The organism is Streptomyces sp. NBC_01017 (assembly GCF_045162795.1).
GTDB classification, from domain to species: Bacteria; Actinomycetota; Actinomycetes; order Streptomycetales; family Streptomycetaceae; genus Streptomyces; species Streptomyces machairae.
Window position 1 is genome coordinate 7,911,870 of the sequence record NZ_CP108683.1, and the last position, 17,859, is coordinate 7,929,728.

The window sequence follows — 17,859 nt, forward strand, 5'->3', positions numbered from 1 at the left end:
CGGTCACGCCCCTGCCTTCGCGACGCCGGTCGCGCCTTCGGGCAATGGCTTGTCCTCCGGTACGTCGAGCTGTCCGGTCTCGTGGAATTCGAGCTGCTTCCTGCGGTCGGCGACCAGGCCCTCGGGGCGGAAGCGCATCAGCAGCATCAGCGCGATGCCGAAGAGGAGCAGCTGGTACTCCGCCATGAACTGCAGCTTGGCCGGGATCAGGTAGAGCAGCGCGGCGCCGATCAGCGGGCCGCTGATGGTGCCCATACCGCCGAGGATGACGGCGGCGAGCAGGAAGGCGGAGTTCGGCGGCACGGAGCCGGCGAACTGGTACTGCTCGGGCGTGACGCTGTACGACACGTGCGCCTGGACGGTGCCGGCGAGGCCGGCGAGGGAAGCACCGAGGGCGAACGCGAGGAGCTTCAGGCGGAAGCCGTTGATGCCCATCGCGGTTGCGGCGGTCTCGTCCTCGCGGATGGCGACCCACGCGCGGCCGATGCGGGACTCCGCGGAGCGGCGGAAGACCAGGACCACGATCGCCGTGCACGCCAGCATCAGCAGGTAGTAGTTGCCGGACCGGGTGAGTTCGGTGCCCAGGACGTTGTGCGGCAGCCCGAGGTTGAACCCGAAGATCTCCAGGTCCGGGATGTTGGGGATGCCGTTGGAGCCGTTGGTGACGTCCGGTCCGCTGTTGCCGTTCAGGTTGTTCATGGTGATGCGGAAGATCTCACCAAAACCGAGCGTCACGATGGCGAGGTAGTCGCCGCGCAGCCGCAGGGTCGGGGCTCCGATCACCACGCCGAAGATCAGCGAGGCGGCGGCGCCGGTGAGAACGGCGGCCCAGAACGGGAACTCGACGCCGATGCTCGACTGCGGGGAGCCGGAGACCAGGGCGGCGGCGTAGGCGCCGACGCCGAGGAAGGCGACGTAACCGAGGTCGAGCAGGCCGGCGAGGCCGACGACGACGTTGAGGCCCAGCGCGACCGTGGCGAAGATCAGGATGTTCGCGCCGATGAGGGCGAACTGGTCGTTGGTCTGGGTGAAGGGGAAGCAGATCGCCGCGACGAAGGCCGCCGCCATGGAGACGTTGCGGTGCTTGGCGGTGAGCGCCGAGAGCCGCTTGAGCAGGCCCGCGCGGGTCACCGCGGTGAAGCCGAACGTCGTGACGATCAGGAAGCCGATGAACAGCTCGGAGTACTCGGTGCCGATGCCGTACGCGAAGACGTACAGGCCGACGCCGAAGCCCGCGGCGATGATCAGGATCTCCACCCAGGAGGGCAGGTCCTTGGCACGGCCGGGATCGGGTGCGGTGAGCGAGTGGCGGATCCGGCCCCAGAGGTTCGGGGTCGGGTCCGCGGCGCCGTAGGGCTGGTCGACCGGGAGGCCGAGGGCACCGATCACGGCGATGAGGGCGCCGATGCCGGCGACCCAGGCACCCGGCTCCAGGTTGACCAGGCCGCCGAGCTCCTGGGTGATCGCGCCGATCGAGTAGCCGGTGGCGCCGAACACGCCGAGAGCGGCGAGCAGGACGGGGCTGTTCTTGCCGCCGGGGGTGAGCCAGCCCAGGCCACGGATGCCGTAGCCGGAGAGGGCGAACAGCAGGGTGAGCAGGGACCCGACGAGAGTGAGGACCTGAAGGCCGCCCGGGTAGCCGGTGACGGTCAGGTTGCCCGGGAACTCCTCGGTCCAGGTCCAGGCGAGGAAGGTGCCCATCAGGGCGACGGCGGTGCCGGCGACGGTGAGCGCGCGTGCCGCGACCTCTGGCAGCGGTATGAGCGGAGTGGCCGCCGCTGTGGACACCTTGGCGGTGTCGGTGGTCTTGTCCATGGGGATCTCGGTGGTCATGGGTATCACGCCCGATCCGCGACGCGTTCGCCGAGCAGACCTTGTGGCCTGAACAGCAGTACGAGGATGAGCAGAGCGAACGCCCACACGTCCTTCCAGGCGCCGCCGCCGAAGAGGTCCATGCCGGGGATGTCGCCGATGTAGCCGGTGGCGAGGGACTCGGCGACGCCGAGCACGATGCCGCCGAGCATGGCGCCGTAGATGTTGCCGATACCGCCGAGCACGGCCGCGGTGAAGGCCTTGAGGCCCATCAGGAAGCCCATGCGGAAGCCGACCTGACCGTTCTTGAGGCCATAGGCGACGGCGGCGATGGCGGCGAACGCGGCACCGATGGCGAACGCCATGACGATGATGCGGTCGGTGTTGATGCCCATCAGCTTGGCCGTGTCCGGGTCCTGGGCGGTGGCCTGCATGCCGCGGCCGGAGCGCGTCTTGGTGACGAACAGGCCGAGGGCGAGCATGCACAGCGGGGCGGCTATGAGGACGAAGAGGTCACCGCGCTGGATGTTGGCGCCGAGTATTTCGATGGGACCGCCGTGGAACTGCGGGAAGGGGTGGTCCTTCTTCGCGTCCGGGTACCACATCCACACGGCCTGCTGCAGGACGATGGACAGGCCGATGGCGGTGATGAGGGGTGCCAGCCGTGGCGCGGTGCGCAGTGGCCGGTAGGCGAAGCGTTCCGCCGCGGTGCCGACGGCGACCGATACGAGGACGCCGCCGATGATCATGAGGGGGACTGCTGCCCCGAGGCCGAAGCCCTCGGGGAGTACCAACCAGACGGTGAGGGCCCCGAAGCCCCCGACCATGAAGATCTCGCCGTGGGCGAAGTTGATGAGCTGGACGATGCCGTAGACCATCGTGTAGCCGATCGCGATGAGTCCGTACATCGCGCCGAGGATGAGTCCATTGGCCAGCTGTTGCGGCAGTTCGTTCACCGCAGGGCCTCCGTGGAGTGGTTCGGATATGGCGCCGCGCGGGAGCGCTGATGGGCGATCCCGCGCGGCCTGGATCAATGTGTGTTTGTGGAGTGCTGTTACTCGTCCTCTGCTCAGCCCAGCTTGGGCTCGCCGCTGAACACGGGCGCCCAAGCGTTGCTCTTGACCTTGTACGCGGTCATCGTGTGGTTCGTGGTGTCACCGAACTCGTCGAAGGAGATGGTGCCGGTGACGCCGTCGAACTTGACCTTCGCCATGGCGTCCAGGACTGCCTTGCGGCCGTCGGACGGGACCTTGCCGTCGTTGCCCTCGACCGCCAGCTTGACGGCCTCGATGATCGACCAGGTGGCGTCGTAGGTGAGGCCGCCGTACGCCTCGTAGGCGTCCTCGTAGCCGCCCGCCTCGTAGTCCTTGATGAACGTCTTGGCGGAGTCGAGCTGCTCGACCGGCTTGCCCACGGAGGTGGCGAGGTCGCCCTCGGCCTTCTTATTCAGCTTCGGGAACTCGCCGGAGTAGATGCCGTCGCCGCCCATGAGCGGGATGTTCTGGCCGCTGTCCTTGAGCTGCTGGCTCAGCGGGCCGGCGGCCGGGTACTCGCCGCCGTAGTAGAGGGCCTCGGCGCCGGTCTTCTTGATCTTGGCGACCACGGCGTTGAAGTCACGGTCGTCGGGGTTGATGTGGTCGGTGCCCACGATCTTGCCGCCGAACTTGGTGAAGTTCGCCTTGAAGGAGGCAGCGAGGCCGGCGCCGTAGGTCTTCTGATCGTCGATCAGGTAGACCTTCTTGATCTTGGCCTGGTTGTACAGGTAGTCGGCCGCGAAGGCGCCCTGGATCTCGTCCGTGGTGGCCGTGCGGAAGAAGGTCTTGAACTGGCGGACCGAGTCGCCGGTCTTCCAGCCGTCGCCCTGGGTCAGCTCGGTACCCGTGTTGGCGGGGGAGACCTGGGTCAGGCCGGCGTCGTTGAGCGGCTTCTGCATCTGCTGCGAGACGCTGGAGTTCAGCGGGCCGACGACGCCGAGGACGTCCTTGTTGCTGATGAACTTCTGGGCGTTCTGCTGGCCGACGGACGGCTGCGCCTGGTCGTCGAGAGCCTCGATCTTGAACTCGACGCCCTTGACGAATTCCTTCTCGTTGGCCGTCTTGGCGGCCAGGTCGGCGGAGTTCTTGATGCCGAGGCCGAGCGCCGACAGGTCGCCGGTCAGCGGGGCGTCGACACCGATCACCACAGTGGTCTTGTCGCCGTTGCTACTGCCGCCGTCGTCGTCACGCGACCCACAAGCCGTGAGAGTCAGCGATCCCGCCGCAAGCGCGGCGGTTATGGCGATGATCGAACGTTGACGCACGAATCAGGTCCTTTCCCTGGCACGGCGGCCCCCCATGGAACTCGCCGAGTCGAGCGCTGGGTCGAAGTGAGTTCGAATCCGATGGCGCCGTGACTGGCCGTGACTCTAAGCGCGGGTGGGGAACATGGAGGAGGCTCTGACCAAGGCTGTGACGCTCTTGTTATGACACGGGGTAACGCAGAGCGGTACTCCGTGGGGGGAAGTGTGGATTTCCGGCCGGTTCGCCCTGTCCACATAGTGAGAACTTGCAGCGTTCGCGCGTAGCACCTTCACGAGTGTTCACACGTTTTGGTGATTACCTGGATCGTTGCCGAAGGCTACCCAAGGGTCTCTGCGGACGTGTGGGAAGCGCGCTCACTGCGGGAGAAGTGAGGGTATGTATTGCAGTCGTATTACGCAGAGTTACAGCCGGGAAAGTCGGTCGGAGTTCTTCGGCCGTTTTCGTGTATGGGGCACGAAAATGGAATTGGGCATTGCCCGGCTCACCGCCTTCGGCCGGCAACCCGGCGGCCGAGAGCGGGAGTCCGGGCGCCGCTCCTCTCCCGGGGGCCCCTCCCGACGTCATGCCTTGACGTTAGGCCGCCGGGCGTCCGGGTTCAACGGCGGGGTGGTGCAAGGGTGTTGCTTGCGGCGCGGACCGGCACCGAGGGATGTGGTCGCCGGGTGGGGCGGCAAAGGGCGTTGCCCTCAAGGGAGTTGGCGCACGAGGCGGCCTGAGTCGGCTCAGCCCATCGCCCGGAGCTGCTCGCCGTCGCTCGGGTTCACGTCCCGCAGCAGACAGGTCAGCCGGGCGCTGCACACGCGCCGCCCGGCCTCGTCGCTGATCACGATCTCGTACGTCGCCGTCGAGCGGCCCCGGTGCAGGGGTGTGGCCACGCCGGTGACGAGGCCGGCACGGGCACCGCGGTGGTGGGTGCAGTTGAGGTCGACCCCGACCGCGATCTTGGAGGTGCCGGCGTGCAGCATCGAGCCCACCGACCCCAGCGTCTCGGCGAGCACCGCGGACGCGCCGCCGTGCAGCAGCCCGTACGGCTGGGTGTTCCCCTCCACCGGCATGGTCCCGACGACCCGCTCGGCGGACGCTTCCACGATCTGGACACCCATGCGCGTCCCGAGGTGCCCGGCCGAGAACAGGGCGGGCAGGTCGACGCCGAGTGCGGCGTACTCGTCGATGACCTCTTGCGGGAACTTCACGTGCTGCTGCTCGCCCATGGGGCCCGGCTCCGTTCGTCGTGATGGGACGTCGACTGAGCAAACGCTCAGTCGGTCGCCGATTGTTCCAGACGCACGATCACGGACTTGCTGGCCGGGGTGTTGCTGGTGTCCGCGGTGGCATCCAGCGGGACAAGGACGTTGGTCTCCGGGTAGTACGCCGCCGCGCAGCCCCGGGCCGTCGGATAGAGGACGACACGGAAGCCGGGCGCCCGCCGCTCGACCCCGTCCTTCCACTCACTCACCAGGTCGACGTACGAGCCGTCGGCGATGTCCAGCCGCTGTGCGTCCTCGGGGTTGATCATCACGACCCGGCGCCCGTTCGTGATGCCCCGGTAACGGTCGTCGAGGCCGTAGATCGTGGTGTTGTACTGGTCGTGCGACCGCAGGGTCTGCAGCAGCAGCCGTCCCTCGGGCACCGTCGGGTACTCGATCGGGGCCGCCGTGAAGTTGGCCTTGCCCGTCGCCGTCGGGAACCGGCGCTCGTCGCGGGGCGCGTGGGGGAGCGTGAAGCCGCCGGGGTGGGCCACGCGCGCGTTGAAGTCCTCGAAGCCGGGGATCACGCGGGCGATACGGTCCCGGACCGTCGCGTAGTCCTTCTCGAACTCCTCCCAGGGGGTGGCGCTGCTCTCGCCCAGCACCCGGCGTGCCAGGCGGCACACGATCGCCGGCTCCGACAGCAGGTGCGCGCTCGCGGGCTCCAGGCGCCCCCGGGAGGCGTGCACCATGCCCATGGAGTCCTCGACCGTCACGAACTGCTCGCCGCTGCCCTGGAGATCGCGCTCGGTCCGGCCGAGGGTGGGCAGGATCAGCGCACGCGCGCCCGTGACGGCGTGCGAGCGGTTGAGTTTCGTCGACACGTGCACGGTCAGCCGGGCGCGCCGCATGGCGGCCTCGGTGACGTCCGTGTCGGGCGTGGCGGACACGAAGTTGCCGCCCATGGCGAAGAAGACCTTCGCCTCGCCGTCCCGCAGGGCGCGGATGGCCCGTACGACGTCGTAGCCGTGCTCGCGCGGGGGCGCGAAGCCGAACTCCTTCTCCAGGGCGTCCAGGAAAGCCGGGGCGGGCCGCTCGAAGATGCCCATCGTGCGGTCGCCCTGCACGTTCGAGTGACCGCGCACCGGGCACACGCCGGCGCCCGGGCGGCCTATGTTGCCGCGCAGCAGAAGGAAGTTGACGACCTCGCGGATGGTCGGCACGGAGTGCTTGTGCTGGGTGAGGCCCATCGCCCAGCAGACGATGGTGCGCTGCGAGGCGAGGACCATGGCCATGGCCTCTTCGATGTCCGCGCGCGCGAGGCCGGTCGCCGTCAGGGTCTCGTCCCAGTCGGCGGCACGGGCGGCCGCGGCGAACTCCTCGTAGCCGTGGGTGTGTTCGCGGACGAACTCCTCGTCGACGGCGCCCTGAGTCTGCAGGATCAGCTTGTTGAAGAGGCGGAACAGGGCCTGGTCGCCGCCGATGCGGATCTGCAGGAACAGGTCGGTGAGGGCGGCGCCCTTGAGCATGCCCTGCGGCGTCTGCGGGTTCTTGAAGCGCTCCAGGCCGGCCTCGGGCAGCGGGTTGACGCTGATGATCTTCGCGCCGTTGGCCTTGGCCTTCTCCAGGGCGGAGAGCATGCGCGGGTGGTTCGTACCCGGGTTCTGCCCGGCGACGATGATCAGGTCGGCCTTGTAGAGGTCCTCGAGCAGGACGCTGCCCTTGCCGATGCCGATGGTCTCGGAGAGGGCCGACCCGGAGGACTCGTGGCACATGTTCGAGCAGTCCGGCAGGTTGTTGGTGCCGAGCTCGCGCGCGAAGAGCTGATAGAGGAACGCGGCCTCGTTGCTGGTGCGTCCCGAGGTGTAGAAGACGGCCTCATCGGGGGAGCCGAGAGCGGTGATCTCCTCGCCGATGATGTCGAAGGCGCGCTCCCAGGTCACCGGCTCGTAGTGCGTGCCCCCTTCGGGGAGGTACACGGGGTGCGTGAGCCGCCCCTGCTGGCCCAGCCAGTAACCGCTCCTGGTCGTGAGATCGGCGACGGAGTGCGCGGCGAAGAACTCCGGGGTGACCCGGCGCAGGGTGGCCTCCTCGGCCACCGCCTTGGCGCCGTTCTCACAGAACTCCGCCTTGTGCCGGTGGTCCGGCTCCGGCCACGCGCAGCCCGGGCAGTCGAAGCCGTTCTTCTGGTTGACGTTCAGCAGCGTCAGCATGGTGCGCTTCACGCCCATCTGCTGCTGCGCGATCCGCAAGGTGTGCCCGATGGCCGGCAGTCCCGCCGCCGCATGCTTCGGCTCGGCGACCTGGGGCGCGTCCTGAACCGGATCACCCTTGGGCGGCTTGGTGGCCATCGCGCGCTCTCCTTTGTGTACACGTGTGAGGTACATCTCCGATCCTCGCACGCGGGACGGACAACGTGGCCGGGGGTCCCGGGCCCGGTCCGGCCCCACCCGCCCCCTCCCGGGAGCGGCACCCCCCGATGGGGACCGACTGTCAGTGGGGCGTGGCAGGATCGGGGACGTGGCAGAGACAGCATCGAAGCAGACCGAGACCAACCCCGGCGGCAGCCGGCCCCGCCTGATGCTCATGGACGGGCACTCGCTGGCCTACCGTGCGTTCTTCGCGCTGCCCGCGGAGAACTTCACGACCGCGACGGGCCAGCCGACGAACGCGATCTACGGCTTCGCGTCGATGCTGGCCAACACGCTGCGCGACGAGGCGCCCACGCACTTCGCGGTGGCCTTCGACGTGTCCCGCAAGACCTGGCGCTCCGCGGAGTTCACGGAGTACAAGGCGAACCGCTCCAAGACCCCGGACGAGTTCAAGGGCCAGGTCGAGCTGATCGGCGAGCTGCTCGACGCGATGCACGTCTCGCGGTTCGCCGTCGACGGCTTCGAGGCCGACGACGTGATCGCCACGCTCGCCACCCAGGCCGAGGCCGAAGGCTTCGAGGTGCTGATCGTCACCGGCGACCGGGACTCCTTCCAGCTGGTCAGCGAGCACACGACGGTGCTGTATCCGACCAAGGGCGTCTCCGAGCTGACCCGGTTCACCCCGGAGAAGGTCTTCGAGAAGTACGCACTGACGCCCGCCCAGTACCCCGACTTCGCGGCCCTGCGCGGCGACCCGTCCGACAACCTGCCGGGCATCCCGGGCGTCGGCGAGAAGACGGCGGCGAAGTGGATCAACCAGTTCGGTTCGTTCGCCGAGCTGGTCGAGCGCGTCGAGGAGGTCAAGGGCAAGGCCGGGCAGAACCTGCGTGACCACCTGGAGTCGGTCAAGCTCAACCGCCGCCTGACCGAGCTGGAGCGCAACGTCGAGCTGCCCAAGACCGTCGCCGATGTCGCGCGCGTGCCGTTCGACCGCAAGGCCGTCGCGATGATCCTGGACACCCTGGAGATCCGTAACCCGTCGCTGCGCGAGCGACTCTTCGGCGTCGACCCCGGAGCCGAGGAGGCCGAGGCCACGCCGATCTCGACCGACGGCGTGGAGCTGGACGGCGCCGTGCTCGGCACCGGCGAGCTGGCCCCCTGGCTGGCGGAGCACGGCGGCGAGCCGCTCGGCGTGGCCACCGTCGACGCCTGGGCGCTCGGCACCGGCTCCGTCGCCGAGGTCGCCCTCGCCGCGGCCGACGGCGCGGCCGGCTGGTTCGACCCGTCGCAGCTGGACGAGGCCGACGAGAAGGCCCTCAGCGCCTGGCTGGCCGACGCCGACAAGCCGAAGGTCTTCCACAACGCCAAGGGCGCGATGCGGGTCTTCGCCGAGCACGGCTGGAGCATCGCCGGCGTGCGCATGGACACCGCACTCGCCGCCTACCTCGTCAAGCCGGGACGCCGCTCGTTCGACCTGGACGCGCTGTCCCTGGAGTACCTCCACCGCGAGCTGGTCCCCGCCGCGGCGGCCGACGGTCAGCTGGCCTTCGGCACGGACGACGGCGCCGAGGCCGAGGCACTGATGATCCAGGCCCGCGCGGTCCTGGACCTGGGCGAGGCCTTCGAGGGCCGTCTGGAGGAGGTCGGCGCCGCGGACCTGCTCCGCGACATGGAACTGCCGACCTCCGCCCTGCTGGCCCGCATGGAGCGGCACGGCATCGCGGCCGACCGGGCGCACCTGGAGGCCATGGAGCAGATGTTCGCGGGCGCCGTGCAGCAGGCCGTGAAGGAGGCGCACGCGGCGGCCGGGCACGAGTTCAACCTGGGCTCGCCCAAGCAGCTCCAGGAGGTCCTCTTCGGCGAACTCGCCCTGCCCAGGACGAAGAAGACGAAGACGGGCTACACGACGGACGCCGACGCCCTGGCGTGGCTCGCGACCCAGACCGACAACGAACTGCCGGTCATCATGCTCCGCCACCGCGAGCAGGCGAAGCTCCGCGTTACCGTCGAGGGCCTGATCAAGACGATCGCTGCGGACGGCCGTATCCACACGACCTTCAACCAGACGGTCGCGGCCACCGGCCGCCTCTCCTCGACCGACCCGAACCTGCAGAACATCCCGGTCCGCACGGACGAAGGCAGGGCGATCCGCCGGGGCTTCGTGGTCGGGGAGGGCTTCGAGTCCCTGATGACCGCGGACTACAGCCAGATCGAGCTGCGCGTGATGGCCCACCTCTCCGAGGACGAGGGCCTCATCGAGGCGTTCACCTCCGGCGAGGACCTGCACACCACGGCCGCCTCGCAGGTGTTCGCCGTGGAGCCCGCCGGGGTGGACGCGGAGATGCGCCGCAAGATCAAGGCCATGTCGTACGGCCTGGCCTACGGGCTGTCGGCCTTCGGCCTCTCCCAGCAGCTGAACATCGACGCCGGCGAGGCCCGCGCGCTGATGGACGCCTACTTCGAGCGCTTCGGCGGCGTCCGGGACTACCTGCGCCGCGCCGTCGACGAGGCACGGGCGACGGGCTACACGGCGACGCTCTTCGGCCGCCGCCGCTACCTCCCCGACCTCAACAGCGACAACCGCCAGCGCCGCGAGGCGGCCGAGCGCATGGCCCTCAACGCCCCCATCCAGGGCACGGCGGCGGACATCGTCAAGATCGCCATGCTCAACGTCGACCGGGCCCTGCGCGAGGAGAACCTCACCTCCCGCATGCTCCTCCAGGTCCACGACGAAATCGTCCTGGAAATCGCCCCCGGCGAGCGCCGGACCGCCGAGGAACTGGTCCGCCGAGAAATGTCCAACGCCGTCCACCTCAACGTTCCCCTGGGCGTCTCGGTGGGCGCGGGCCCGGACTGGGAGTCGGCGGCCCACTAGTCGCCGCCGCAGGCCCTCCCGTCAATGCCGGGCAGATTGGCACCCTGCCCGGCACTCGGCGGCGCTTTGGAGGGACGGACCCGCAGCGCGCCCCGAAGGGGCGCGGGGAACCGCGCGACCAGCCACGAACGACCCGCGGCCCAAGACAACCGTCACCACGCGGGACGCCCGGATTCGGCCCAAGCCCCGGAGCGACCCGTCACTCGCGTGGCCCCCGCAAAAGCGCTCCTGGCACCCCATGCCCGTAAGGATGCGGGCATGGGTATACGCACGCTCAACCGCCGGACGGCCCCGGCACCGGCGAACGCGAACACCGAAGACGCCCCCACAGCGCGGCCCTCGGTCCCACCCTTCGCCTCCGGCGCAAGCACCGCCCGCATCCCCGCCGACCTGATGGGAGCTCTGCGGCACAGGGCGACAACCCTCCGCGGCCACCTGGCCCTCGCCCGCACCGCCCTCCCACGCCGGCGCCCCGGCCGCTCGGGCCGTACCGTCACCGTGTTCGTCGCGACGGCCGGAACCGTCACCGAGCCCCCGGACGGCTCGGCTCCCGACCGGCCCCACCCGCATCCGCATCCGCATCCGCATCCGAACTGCCAGGGCCCAGGACCGGACGCCACACCCTGACGCCCACGGCGTACAGCACCAGCCCCAGAACGAGCCCCGCGCCGGCTCCGAAGCACAGCGTGGGAATCAGCTCCCAGTACTTCGCGGTCGACCCCCAGTAGGCCCACCAGCGCGACGCCCGCTGCACGGCCGCCACTGCGGCAATCCCGCCGATCACCACGGCGGCCCACCACCGGTCCCGTACCGAAAGCACCGGGACCCCGACCGGCGCGACAGCACCGGTCCGCCGCAGCGCCACGATCACAATTGCGGCGATGGCGACCGCGGCGACCGCCGAACCGCCGTACTGCAGATACCAGTACAGCGGCGATCCCGCGATCTCCTCGCCCAGGACGGGAAAGAGCCGCATCCCCCAGCGGTCGAGGTGGGTGAACGCGTCCCACACGACATGCGTCAGCGAGCCGAGGACGGCCGAGACGTACCAGCGCAGCGCCGACGACGGCCGTACACGCGCGCGTGGCGCCCCGCAGCGCACCAGTGTGGCCACCCGCGCCTGTCGCCGCGGTGGCAGCAGTGCCACCAGCGGCTCACGCAGCAGGAGCCAGAGGCCCACCAGCGCCCAGGCGATCGCCACATCGACGGTGAACACGCCGGCGAACGAGTGCGTGACATCGCCGAACTCCATCGCCTCCGGCAGGACACTCGCCACGTAATAGGTCATGTCGGGAGAGAACGACCCCGCCACCAGCATGGCCGGTACAAGTGCGAGGCGGCCGGTTCCGTCGGTGCGTACGCCGGGCAGTACGGCCGCCGCGTGGCTGAGCGTGAACGGCAACGGGGCTCCTCATGAGGGATGTTGGCGGGGCCGGTCGGCCCAGGGCGTCGGCGAAGCCAGTATGAGGGACATCCGACGGACGGACCGCATGTGGCCAACCGGTAAAAAACGGGCACCAACGGGTGCCCCCGCAAAGGAAGTTGTCGTAGTGTCGCCTGGGTCACCGCGCCGGGGGCGTGTGGTCGAACAGATGAACGGCGACTAAAAGCGTGCCGCGGGGGCAACTGTCGCGGCGAGTCGATCGTCACAACAGGGGCGGGCTCGGCACGGCGAGCCCGGCCGGCAGACCGGCAGGCAGAGTCGGGCGCCCGGGCGCCCACGGGAGGGGTCCATTTCATGGCGGCGCAATTCGGCAGGCTCCGCAAGGGGGCGGTGAACACCACGGTGGCCGCGGTCGTGGTCGCGGCACTGGCCGCGTCCCAGGCTCCGGGAGTGATAACCGACGACGCCGGCAGAAGAGTCACCAACGGCACCCAGCCCTCCCCGGACACACCCGCCGAGGACAGCGCGACCGGCAATTCGCCGTACTACACGGACCTGCCGCCGCTGAACAGCCCCAACCCCTCGCCGTCCGCGGACACCCCCGTCGACCCGGGCGTCACCGAGGCCGGCATCCCCGCGACCGTCCTCGACGCGTACAAGAGGGCCCAGGCCGCGCTCCAGCAGGCCAAGCCCGGCTGCAACCTCCCCTGGGAACTCCTCGCCGCGATCGGCAAGGTCGAGTCGGGCCAGGCAGGCGGCGGCCGCGTCAACGCCGACGGCACCACGATCTCCCCGATCCTCGGCCCGCAGCTCAACGGCAACGGCTTCGCGAACATCGGCGACACCGACAACGGCGCCTACGACGGGGACAGCTCGTACGACCGTGCCGTCGGACCCATGCAGTTCATCCCCTCCACCTGGGAGTGGGCCGGCCGCGACGGCAACGACGACGGCAAGAAGGACCCCAACAACATCTACGACGCCGCGCTCGCCGCCGGCCACTACCTGTGCCGCTTCGGCTGGGACCTGTCCACCCAGGGCGACCTCGACCGCGCGATCCTCAGCTACAACAACTCGCAGGACTACCTCAACCTCGTCATGAGGTGGCTGGAGTACTACCGCAAGGGCACCCACGAGATCCCGGACGGCACCGGCACCGTCCCGTCGGACCGCAGCGACGACACGGCGGGCGCGAACCCGACACCGACGGCGCCCTCCACGCCCGGCACCCCGACGACACCGACCACGCCGAGCAGCCCCAAGCCCGGCGGCGACAACGGCTCCTCCAGCCCGAAGCCGATCCCGCCGGCCACCACCCCGCCGAGCACGACGCCGCCCACGCCCACCGACACCGTGCACCACCTGGAGGACGCGGGCACCGCCAAGCTCAGCGCGATGGCGGGCGACACCTTCGCCGAGAAGATCTCCGCGCGCGCCGAGACCAAGGCCGGCAAGGCCGTCGCCAAGGTCCGTGTCCGCTTCACGATCATCGGCGCCACCGACGCGACCTTCAGCACCGGTGAGAAGTACGCGACCGTCCTCACCAGCAGCATCGGTGAGGCGTCGGCGCCCGCGCTCAAGGCGGGTGAGAACACCGGCGAGTTCGTCGTCCGCGTCACCGTCGTCGGCCGCACGATCGCCGGTCTCGACTACAAGGCCACCGTCACCGAGCGTGCCGCCGACACCCTGACCCGCACCAGCGACACCGCGCTGACCTGCACGCCCGGCGGCGAGTTCGCCGACCAGGTCGAGGTGAAGGCGACCTACAAGGACGCCGTGGCCGACAAGGTCGCGGCCACCGCCACGCTCGTCAAGTCGGCGGACGACCCGGCCGAGAACGACAAGGGCCCCTACTTCAAGGACGCCGACGGCAAGGCCGTACGCACCCTGACCGGCCTGACGACGGACGCCAAGGGCATGCTCAAGCTGCCGAAGCTGTACGCCGACGACACCACCGGCACGTTCCTGCTCCGCATCAACACCGCGGGCGGCGCGACGCTGACCGTCGAGCTGAAGGTGGCGGCGGCCGAGACGTCGCCCAGCCCGACGCCGTCGGCATCGGAATCCGCGTCCGGATCGGCATCGCCGAGCCCGAGCGCGTAGGCACCGCAGAGTCCACCGAAGGGCGCCTCTTCCGCTACGGCGGACGGGGCGCCCTTTGTTCATGCGCGCAACGTGTTCTCATCTTGCCCGCCCGTTGCTACGGTGCCGGACCTGACGATGTATCAGATGTCACAGTCGCGGATTTTCACAGTCCCGGATTTTCACGCCGTGGATCGTCACAGTCCGGATTCGGGAGGCCCCTATGCGCGCCCTGATCGCCGCGGCGACCGGTCTCGTCGCCGCGCTCGCCCTGGTCCTCGCGATGACCGCGCTGGGTTCACCGGCCGGTGAGACATCCCCCAAGCCGCTGCTGACGACGGTGCCCACACACCCGTAACCGCCCGTCCGGGAGGGAGGCCGAGATGCGCCGCAAGGCCGGCCTGGTCCTGCTCGCCCTCGCCGTGTTCTTCGCGGCGCTGTCCCCGCTGCTGCGCTGGTACGCATTCCCGCGCCTGGCCAAGATCCCGGCCAACCAGTACCAGGACATGGTCCTGGAGGCGAAGGACGCGACCCTCCTCGACTACGGCACGATGAAGGCCCGCAAGGTCTCCAAGGTCACCATCGTGCAGACGCTCAAGGGCAACGTCGAAGCCTCGGAGAAGATCGAGGAGACGGCAGGCAAGGACGTGGTGGTCTGGGATGGTCTGTCCTACGTCGTCGGCCCCGACGGCAAGATGGTCTCCAAGATCCCCGAGCGCTACATCTTCGACGCCCACACCCAGGAACCCGTCCATGCCACCGGTGAGATGGTCGACGGCGACCCCGTGAAGCGACAGGGCATCGAGTTCAAGTGGCCCTTCCTGACGGAGAAGCGGGACTACGAGTACTTCGACGCGCAGGCCCGCATCACCGCCCCCATCCACTACAAGGGCACCCAGAACTTCCGCGGCGTCGAGGTCTACTACTTCGAACAGACCATCCCGTGGACGAAGGTCAGGTTCCCCAGGACGATGCCGGTCGAGGGCATCACCCCGGAGTCGGTCGCCAAGACCGGCACGACCCGCTGGTACACCACCGTCCGCAAGTTCTGGGTCGAACCGCTCACCGGAGCGCCCGTCTACGGCGAGGAGATCCACAAGGAGGAACTGCGCGGCGGCACCCTGCTCGGGGACCGCGACAAGGTGACGGCGTTCGCCGGCCACGTGAAGATGCGCGAGGACTACATCGTCTCCACGGTGGACCTGGTCAAGTCCAACCGCACGCTGGTCCTGCTGCTGACGTCGTACCTCCCGTGGGGCTTCCTGGCCCTGGGCCTGCTGCTACTGGCGCTGTCCCTGTATGTGGAGGCACGCAGCCGCCGTCCCGGCGACCCGGAACCGACCAAGGACACCGAACCGGAACCGGTCAGCGCCTGAGTCTGGCGTTCGTGTACCGGGTCGGCTCGGCGGAGGCGGGGTCCTCGGGCCACGGATGCTTCGGATAACGCCCGCGCAACTCCGCACGAACTGCTCGGTAGCCGTCCCTCCAGAACGACGCGAGGTCCGCGGTGACGGCGGCGGGCCGGCCCGCGGGGGAGAGCAGGTGGACGAGGAGCGGTACGCCGGCGACGGACGGTGACTCGTGCAGTCCGAACATCTCCTGCACCTTCACGGCGAGGACGGGCTGCTCGGGGTTGCCGTAGTCGATCCGGATCCTGGACCCACTGGGTGCCGCCATGCGCTCGGGCGCCAGCTCGTCGAGCCGCCCCGCCTCCCCGGAGGCCCACGGCAGCAGCCTGGTGAGCGCCTGCCCGGCGTCGATCCGGGCCAGATCGGCCCGCCGCCGCGCCCGGCTCAGCTCGGGCTCCAGCCACTCGTCCACGCGCGCGTGGAGCGCGTCGTCGCGGACGTCGGGCCAGGGCGCGCCGAGGTGGAGGTGCAGGAAAGCGAGCCGCTGCCGCAGTACGCCGGCGTCAGGGGACCACCGCAGCAGGCCGAGCCCTTCCTGCCGCAGCCCTTCGAGGAGCGCATCGCGTACGAGTACGGGGTCGGCGTCCCGCAGGGGCCGCACCGCGAGTTCGATCGCCCCGAGCCGCTCGACCCGCCGGGCGACGACGTCCCCGTCGCCCCAGTGGACCTCCTGGCTCGCGGAGTACATCGAGGCTGCCGCGGACCGGGCCATGTCCTCGTCCGCCACGGCGGCGAGCTGCACGCGCGCGTGCCCCTTGCCGACGGGACGGTCCGCGATGGCCACGGCGATCCACGGGGCACCGCGCAGCGGGCTGCCGGCACCGAGCTCGGCGCGGGTGCCGGAGGCCATGAGGTAGGAACCGCCGTCGGCTTTGGCCACCCGCTCGGGGAAGGCGAGGGCGGCGACGAGGCCCACGGTGCGGTCGTCGACGCTCTGCGCAGCCGAGTTCTCAATGTTCGCCCGCAAACGCCGCACCTCCGCCCGCCAGCGCCCCGCATAGGCGTCACCGCCACGCCGAGCCGCCCGCAGAGCGGCAGCCAGGTCGTCCCCGTACTCCCTCGGTGCCTCCTCGCTCAGCAGCGCGACCGCCTCGGCACCCGCACCGGACGTGTCCAGCAGCGCCCTGCCCAGTCGGGGGTGCAGCCCCAGCCGGGACAGCGCAGTGCCCCGCGCCGTGGCCCGCCCGTCGGAGTCCACCGCACCGATGGCCGCAAGGACGCTCCGTGCCACCGCCATCGCTCCACTGGGCGGTGGATCGAGCAACGCCAGCCCGGTCGCCTCCGGGTCGCCCCAGCACGCCGCCTGCAACGCGAACGCCGTCAGGTCGGCCACCTTGATCTCCGGCGACGGGAACCGCGGCAGCCGCACGTCCTCCGCCTCCGCCCAGCACCGGTACACCGCGCCCGGCGCCTCACGCCCGGCCCGCCCCGCCCGCTGCCGCCCGGCCGCCTGGGAGGCCCGTACCGTCGTCAGTGCGCTCAGCCCGCGCGCGTGATCGACCCGCGGCTCCCGCGCCAGCCCGGAGTCGACGACCACGCGCACCCCGGGGACCGTCAGCGACGACTCCGCGACGGACGTCGCCAGCACCACCCGGCGCCGCTCCCCGCCGGTCAGCACCGCGTCCTGCACGGCCGCCGACGCCCGACCGTGCACGTGCAGCACCTCGACGTCCCCGTGCTGCCCCAGCTGCCCGGCCACCCGCGCGATCTCGCCGACACCCGGCAGGAAACACAGCACGTCCCCCGTCCGCTCGGCCAGCGCCCGTCGTACGGTCGAGGCCACGTGCGTCAGCAGCGCCGGGTCGACCCGCATGCCGTGCGGGCGCCTTACGGGGCGCGTCGGCGGTGCCCACACCACCTCCACGGGGTGCGAGACGCCCTCCGCCGCCACCACCGGCGCATCGCCCAGCAGCCGAGCCCACCCCTGCGCGTCCGTCGTCGCCGATGCGGCCACCAGCCGCAGCTCCGGCCGCAGCGTCTGACGTACGTCCCACAGGAACGCCGCCACCGTGTCCGCGTCCAGATGCCGCTCGTGGCACTCGTCGAGCACCACCACGTCCACGCCCGCCAGCTCCTGGTCGCGCTGCAAACGCTGCAACAGCACACCGGTCGTGACGACCTCCACGCGTGCGTGCCGCCCGACGACCCGTTCGCCGCGCACGGTGTAGCCGACGCTCTCGCCGACCTTCTCGCCGAGCAGCCACGCCATCCGCCGGGCGGCGGCCCGGGCCGCGATCCGCCGCGGCTCGGCCACGACGACCCGCCTCGCCGGTCCCTCGCCGAGCAGCCCGGCCAGCACCAGCGGCACCAGGGTGGTCTTGCCGGTGCCGGGCGGCGCGACGAGCACCGCGGTGCCGTGCGTGGCCAGGGCGTCGTTCAGACCGGGCAGGGCGCTGCGTACGGGCAGCGCGTCCAGGGCGTCGTAACGGATCACGCTC

11 protein-coding genes are annotated in these 17,859 nt (G+C 70.3%); 4 read left to right on the plus strand and 7 right to left on the minus strand.

Annotation, left to right across the window (positions count from 1 at the left end):
• Nucleotides 1-3: 3 nt before the first annotated feature.
• The 5 genes from OG331_RS36295 to OG331_RS36315 all read right to left on the minus strand — a co-directional run bounded on the left by OG331_RS36295 (nt 4) and on the right by OG331_RS36315 (nt 7,650).
• Nucleotides 4-1,815, minus strand: coding sequence for a branched-chain amino acid ABC transporter permease (locus tag OG331_RS36295; protein ID WP_406210525.1), 1,812 nt, complete (start codon nt 1,813-1,815; stop codon nt 4-6).
• Nucleotides 1,816-1,838: 23 nt separating this feature from the next.
• The gene (locus tag OG331_RS36300) at nt 1,839-2,768 is read right to left on the minus strand and encodes a branched-chain amino acid ABC transporter permease (protein WP_406204368.1); all 930 of its coding nucleotides are present in this window, start codon (nt 2,766-2,768) and stop codon (nt 1,839-1,841) included.
• A gap of 113 nt (nt 2,769-2,881) precedes the next feature.
• The gene (locus tag OG331_RS36305; RefSeq protein ID WP_406204372.1) at nt 2,882-4,111 is read right to left on the minus strand and encodes a branched-chain amino acid ABC transporter substrate-binding protein; all 1,230 of its coding nucleotides are present in this window, start codon (nt 4,109-4,111) and stop codon (nt 2,882-2,884) included.
• A gap of 723 nt (nt 4,112-4,834) precedes the next feature.
• Nucleotides 4,835-5,323 carry a PaaI family thioesterase gene (locus OG331_RS36310; protein WP_406204375.1) on the minus strand — a complete coding sequence of 163 codons (489 nt, stop codon included), beginning with the start codon at nt 5,321-5,323 and terminating at the stop codon, nt 4,835-4,837.
• A 47-nt stretch (nt 5,324-5,370) separates the two neighbouring features.
• Nucleotides 5,371-7,650 (minus strand): FdhF/YdeP family oxidoreductase, encoded by a 2,280-nt coding sequence (locus OG331_RS36315; RefSeq protein WP_406204378.1) that lies wholly within the window; start codon nt 7,648-7,650, stop codon nt 5,371-5,373.
• A 169-nt stretch (nt 7,651-7,819) separates the two neighbouring features.
• Between OG331_RS36315 and polA the strand changes: the two genes are divergently transcribed.
• Complete coding sequence (polA, locus tag OG331_RS36320; protein WP_406204381.1) at nt 7,820-10,546, plus strand: DNA polymerase I; 2,727 nt, start codon at nt 7,820-7,822, stop codon at nt 10,544-10,546.
• 523 nt (nt 10,547-11,069) lie between these two features.
• On the opposite strand, the gene OG331_RS36325 is transcribed toward polA, so the two are convergent.
• On the minus strand, nt 11,070-11,948 hold the full coding sequence (locus OG331_RS36325; protein ID WP_406204384.1) for a DUF4184 family protein: 879 nt from the start codon (nt 11,946-11,948) through the stop codon (nt 11,070-11,072).
• Between the two features lie 336 nt (nt 11,949-12,284).
• On the opposite strand from OG331_RS36325, the gene OG331_RS36330 reads away from it, so the two are divergent.
• The 3 genes from OG331_RS36330 to OG331_RS36340 all read left to right on the plus strand — a co-directional run bounded on the left by OG331_RS36330 (nt 12,285) and on the right by OG331_RS36340 (nt 15,388).
• A complete protein-coding gene (locus tag OG331_RS36330; protein WP_406204387.1) occupies nt 12,285-14,033 on the plus strand; it encodes a lytic transglycosylase domain-containing protein in 1,749 nt (582 codons plus the stop codon).
• A 202-nt stretch (nt 14,034-14,235) separates the two neighbouring features.
• Nucleotides 14,236-14,370 (plus strand): SPW_0924 family protein, encoded by a 135-nt coding sequence (locus OG331_RS36335; protein ID WP_328882332.1) that lies wholly within the window; start codon nt 14,236-14,238, stop codon nt 14,368-14,370.
• A 25-nt stretch (nt 14,371-14,395) separates the two neighbouring features.
• Nucleotides 14,396-15,388: a DUF3068 domain-containing protein gene (locus OG331_RS36340; RefSeq protein ID WP_406204390.1), complete on the plus strand. Its 993-nt coding sequence runs from the start codon at nt 14,396-14,398 to the stop codon at nt 15,386-15,388.
• On the opposite strand, the gene hrpB is transcribed toward OG331_RS36340, so the two are convergent.
• On the minus strand, nt 15,378-17,855 hold the full coding sequence (hrpB, locus tag OG331_RS36345) for an ATP-dependent helicase HrpB (RefSeq protein WP_406204393.1): 2,478 nt from the start codon (nt 17,853-17,855) through the stop codon (nt 15,378-15,380). The genes OG331_RS36340 and hrpB overlap by 11 nt on opposite strands.
• Nucleotides 17,856-17,859: the final 4 nt, after the last annotated feature.

Excerpts from the sequence above, each read along its gene's own strand:
- OG331_RS36295 (WP_406210525.1), bottom strand. The coding sequence starts at position 1,815 with ATGGACAAGACCACCGACACCGCCAAGGTGTCCACAGCGGCGGCCACT.
- OG331_RS36310 (WP_406204375.1), bottom strand. The coding sequence starts at position 5,323 with ATGGGCGAGCAGCAGCACGTGAAGTTCCCGCAAGAGGTCATCGACGAG.
- OG331_RS36315 (WP_406204378.1), bottom strand. The coding sequence starts at position 7,650 with ATGGCCACCAAGCCGCCCAAGGGTGATCCGGTTCAGGACGCGCCCCAG.
- OG331_RS36330 (WP_406204387.1), top strand. The coding sequence starts at position 12,285 with ATGGCGGCGCAATTCGGCAGGCTCCGCAAGGGGGCGGTGAACACCACG.
- OG331_RS36335 (WP_328882332.1), top strand. The coding sequence starts at position 14,236 with ATGCGCGCCCTGATCGCCGCGGCGACCGGTCTCGTCGCCGCGCTCGCC.
- OG331_RS36340 (WP_406204390.1), top strand. The coding sequence starts at position 14,396 with ATGCGCCGCAAGGCCGGCCTGGTCCTGCTCGCCCTCGCCGTGTTCTTC.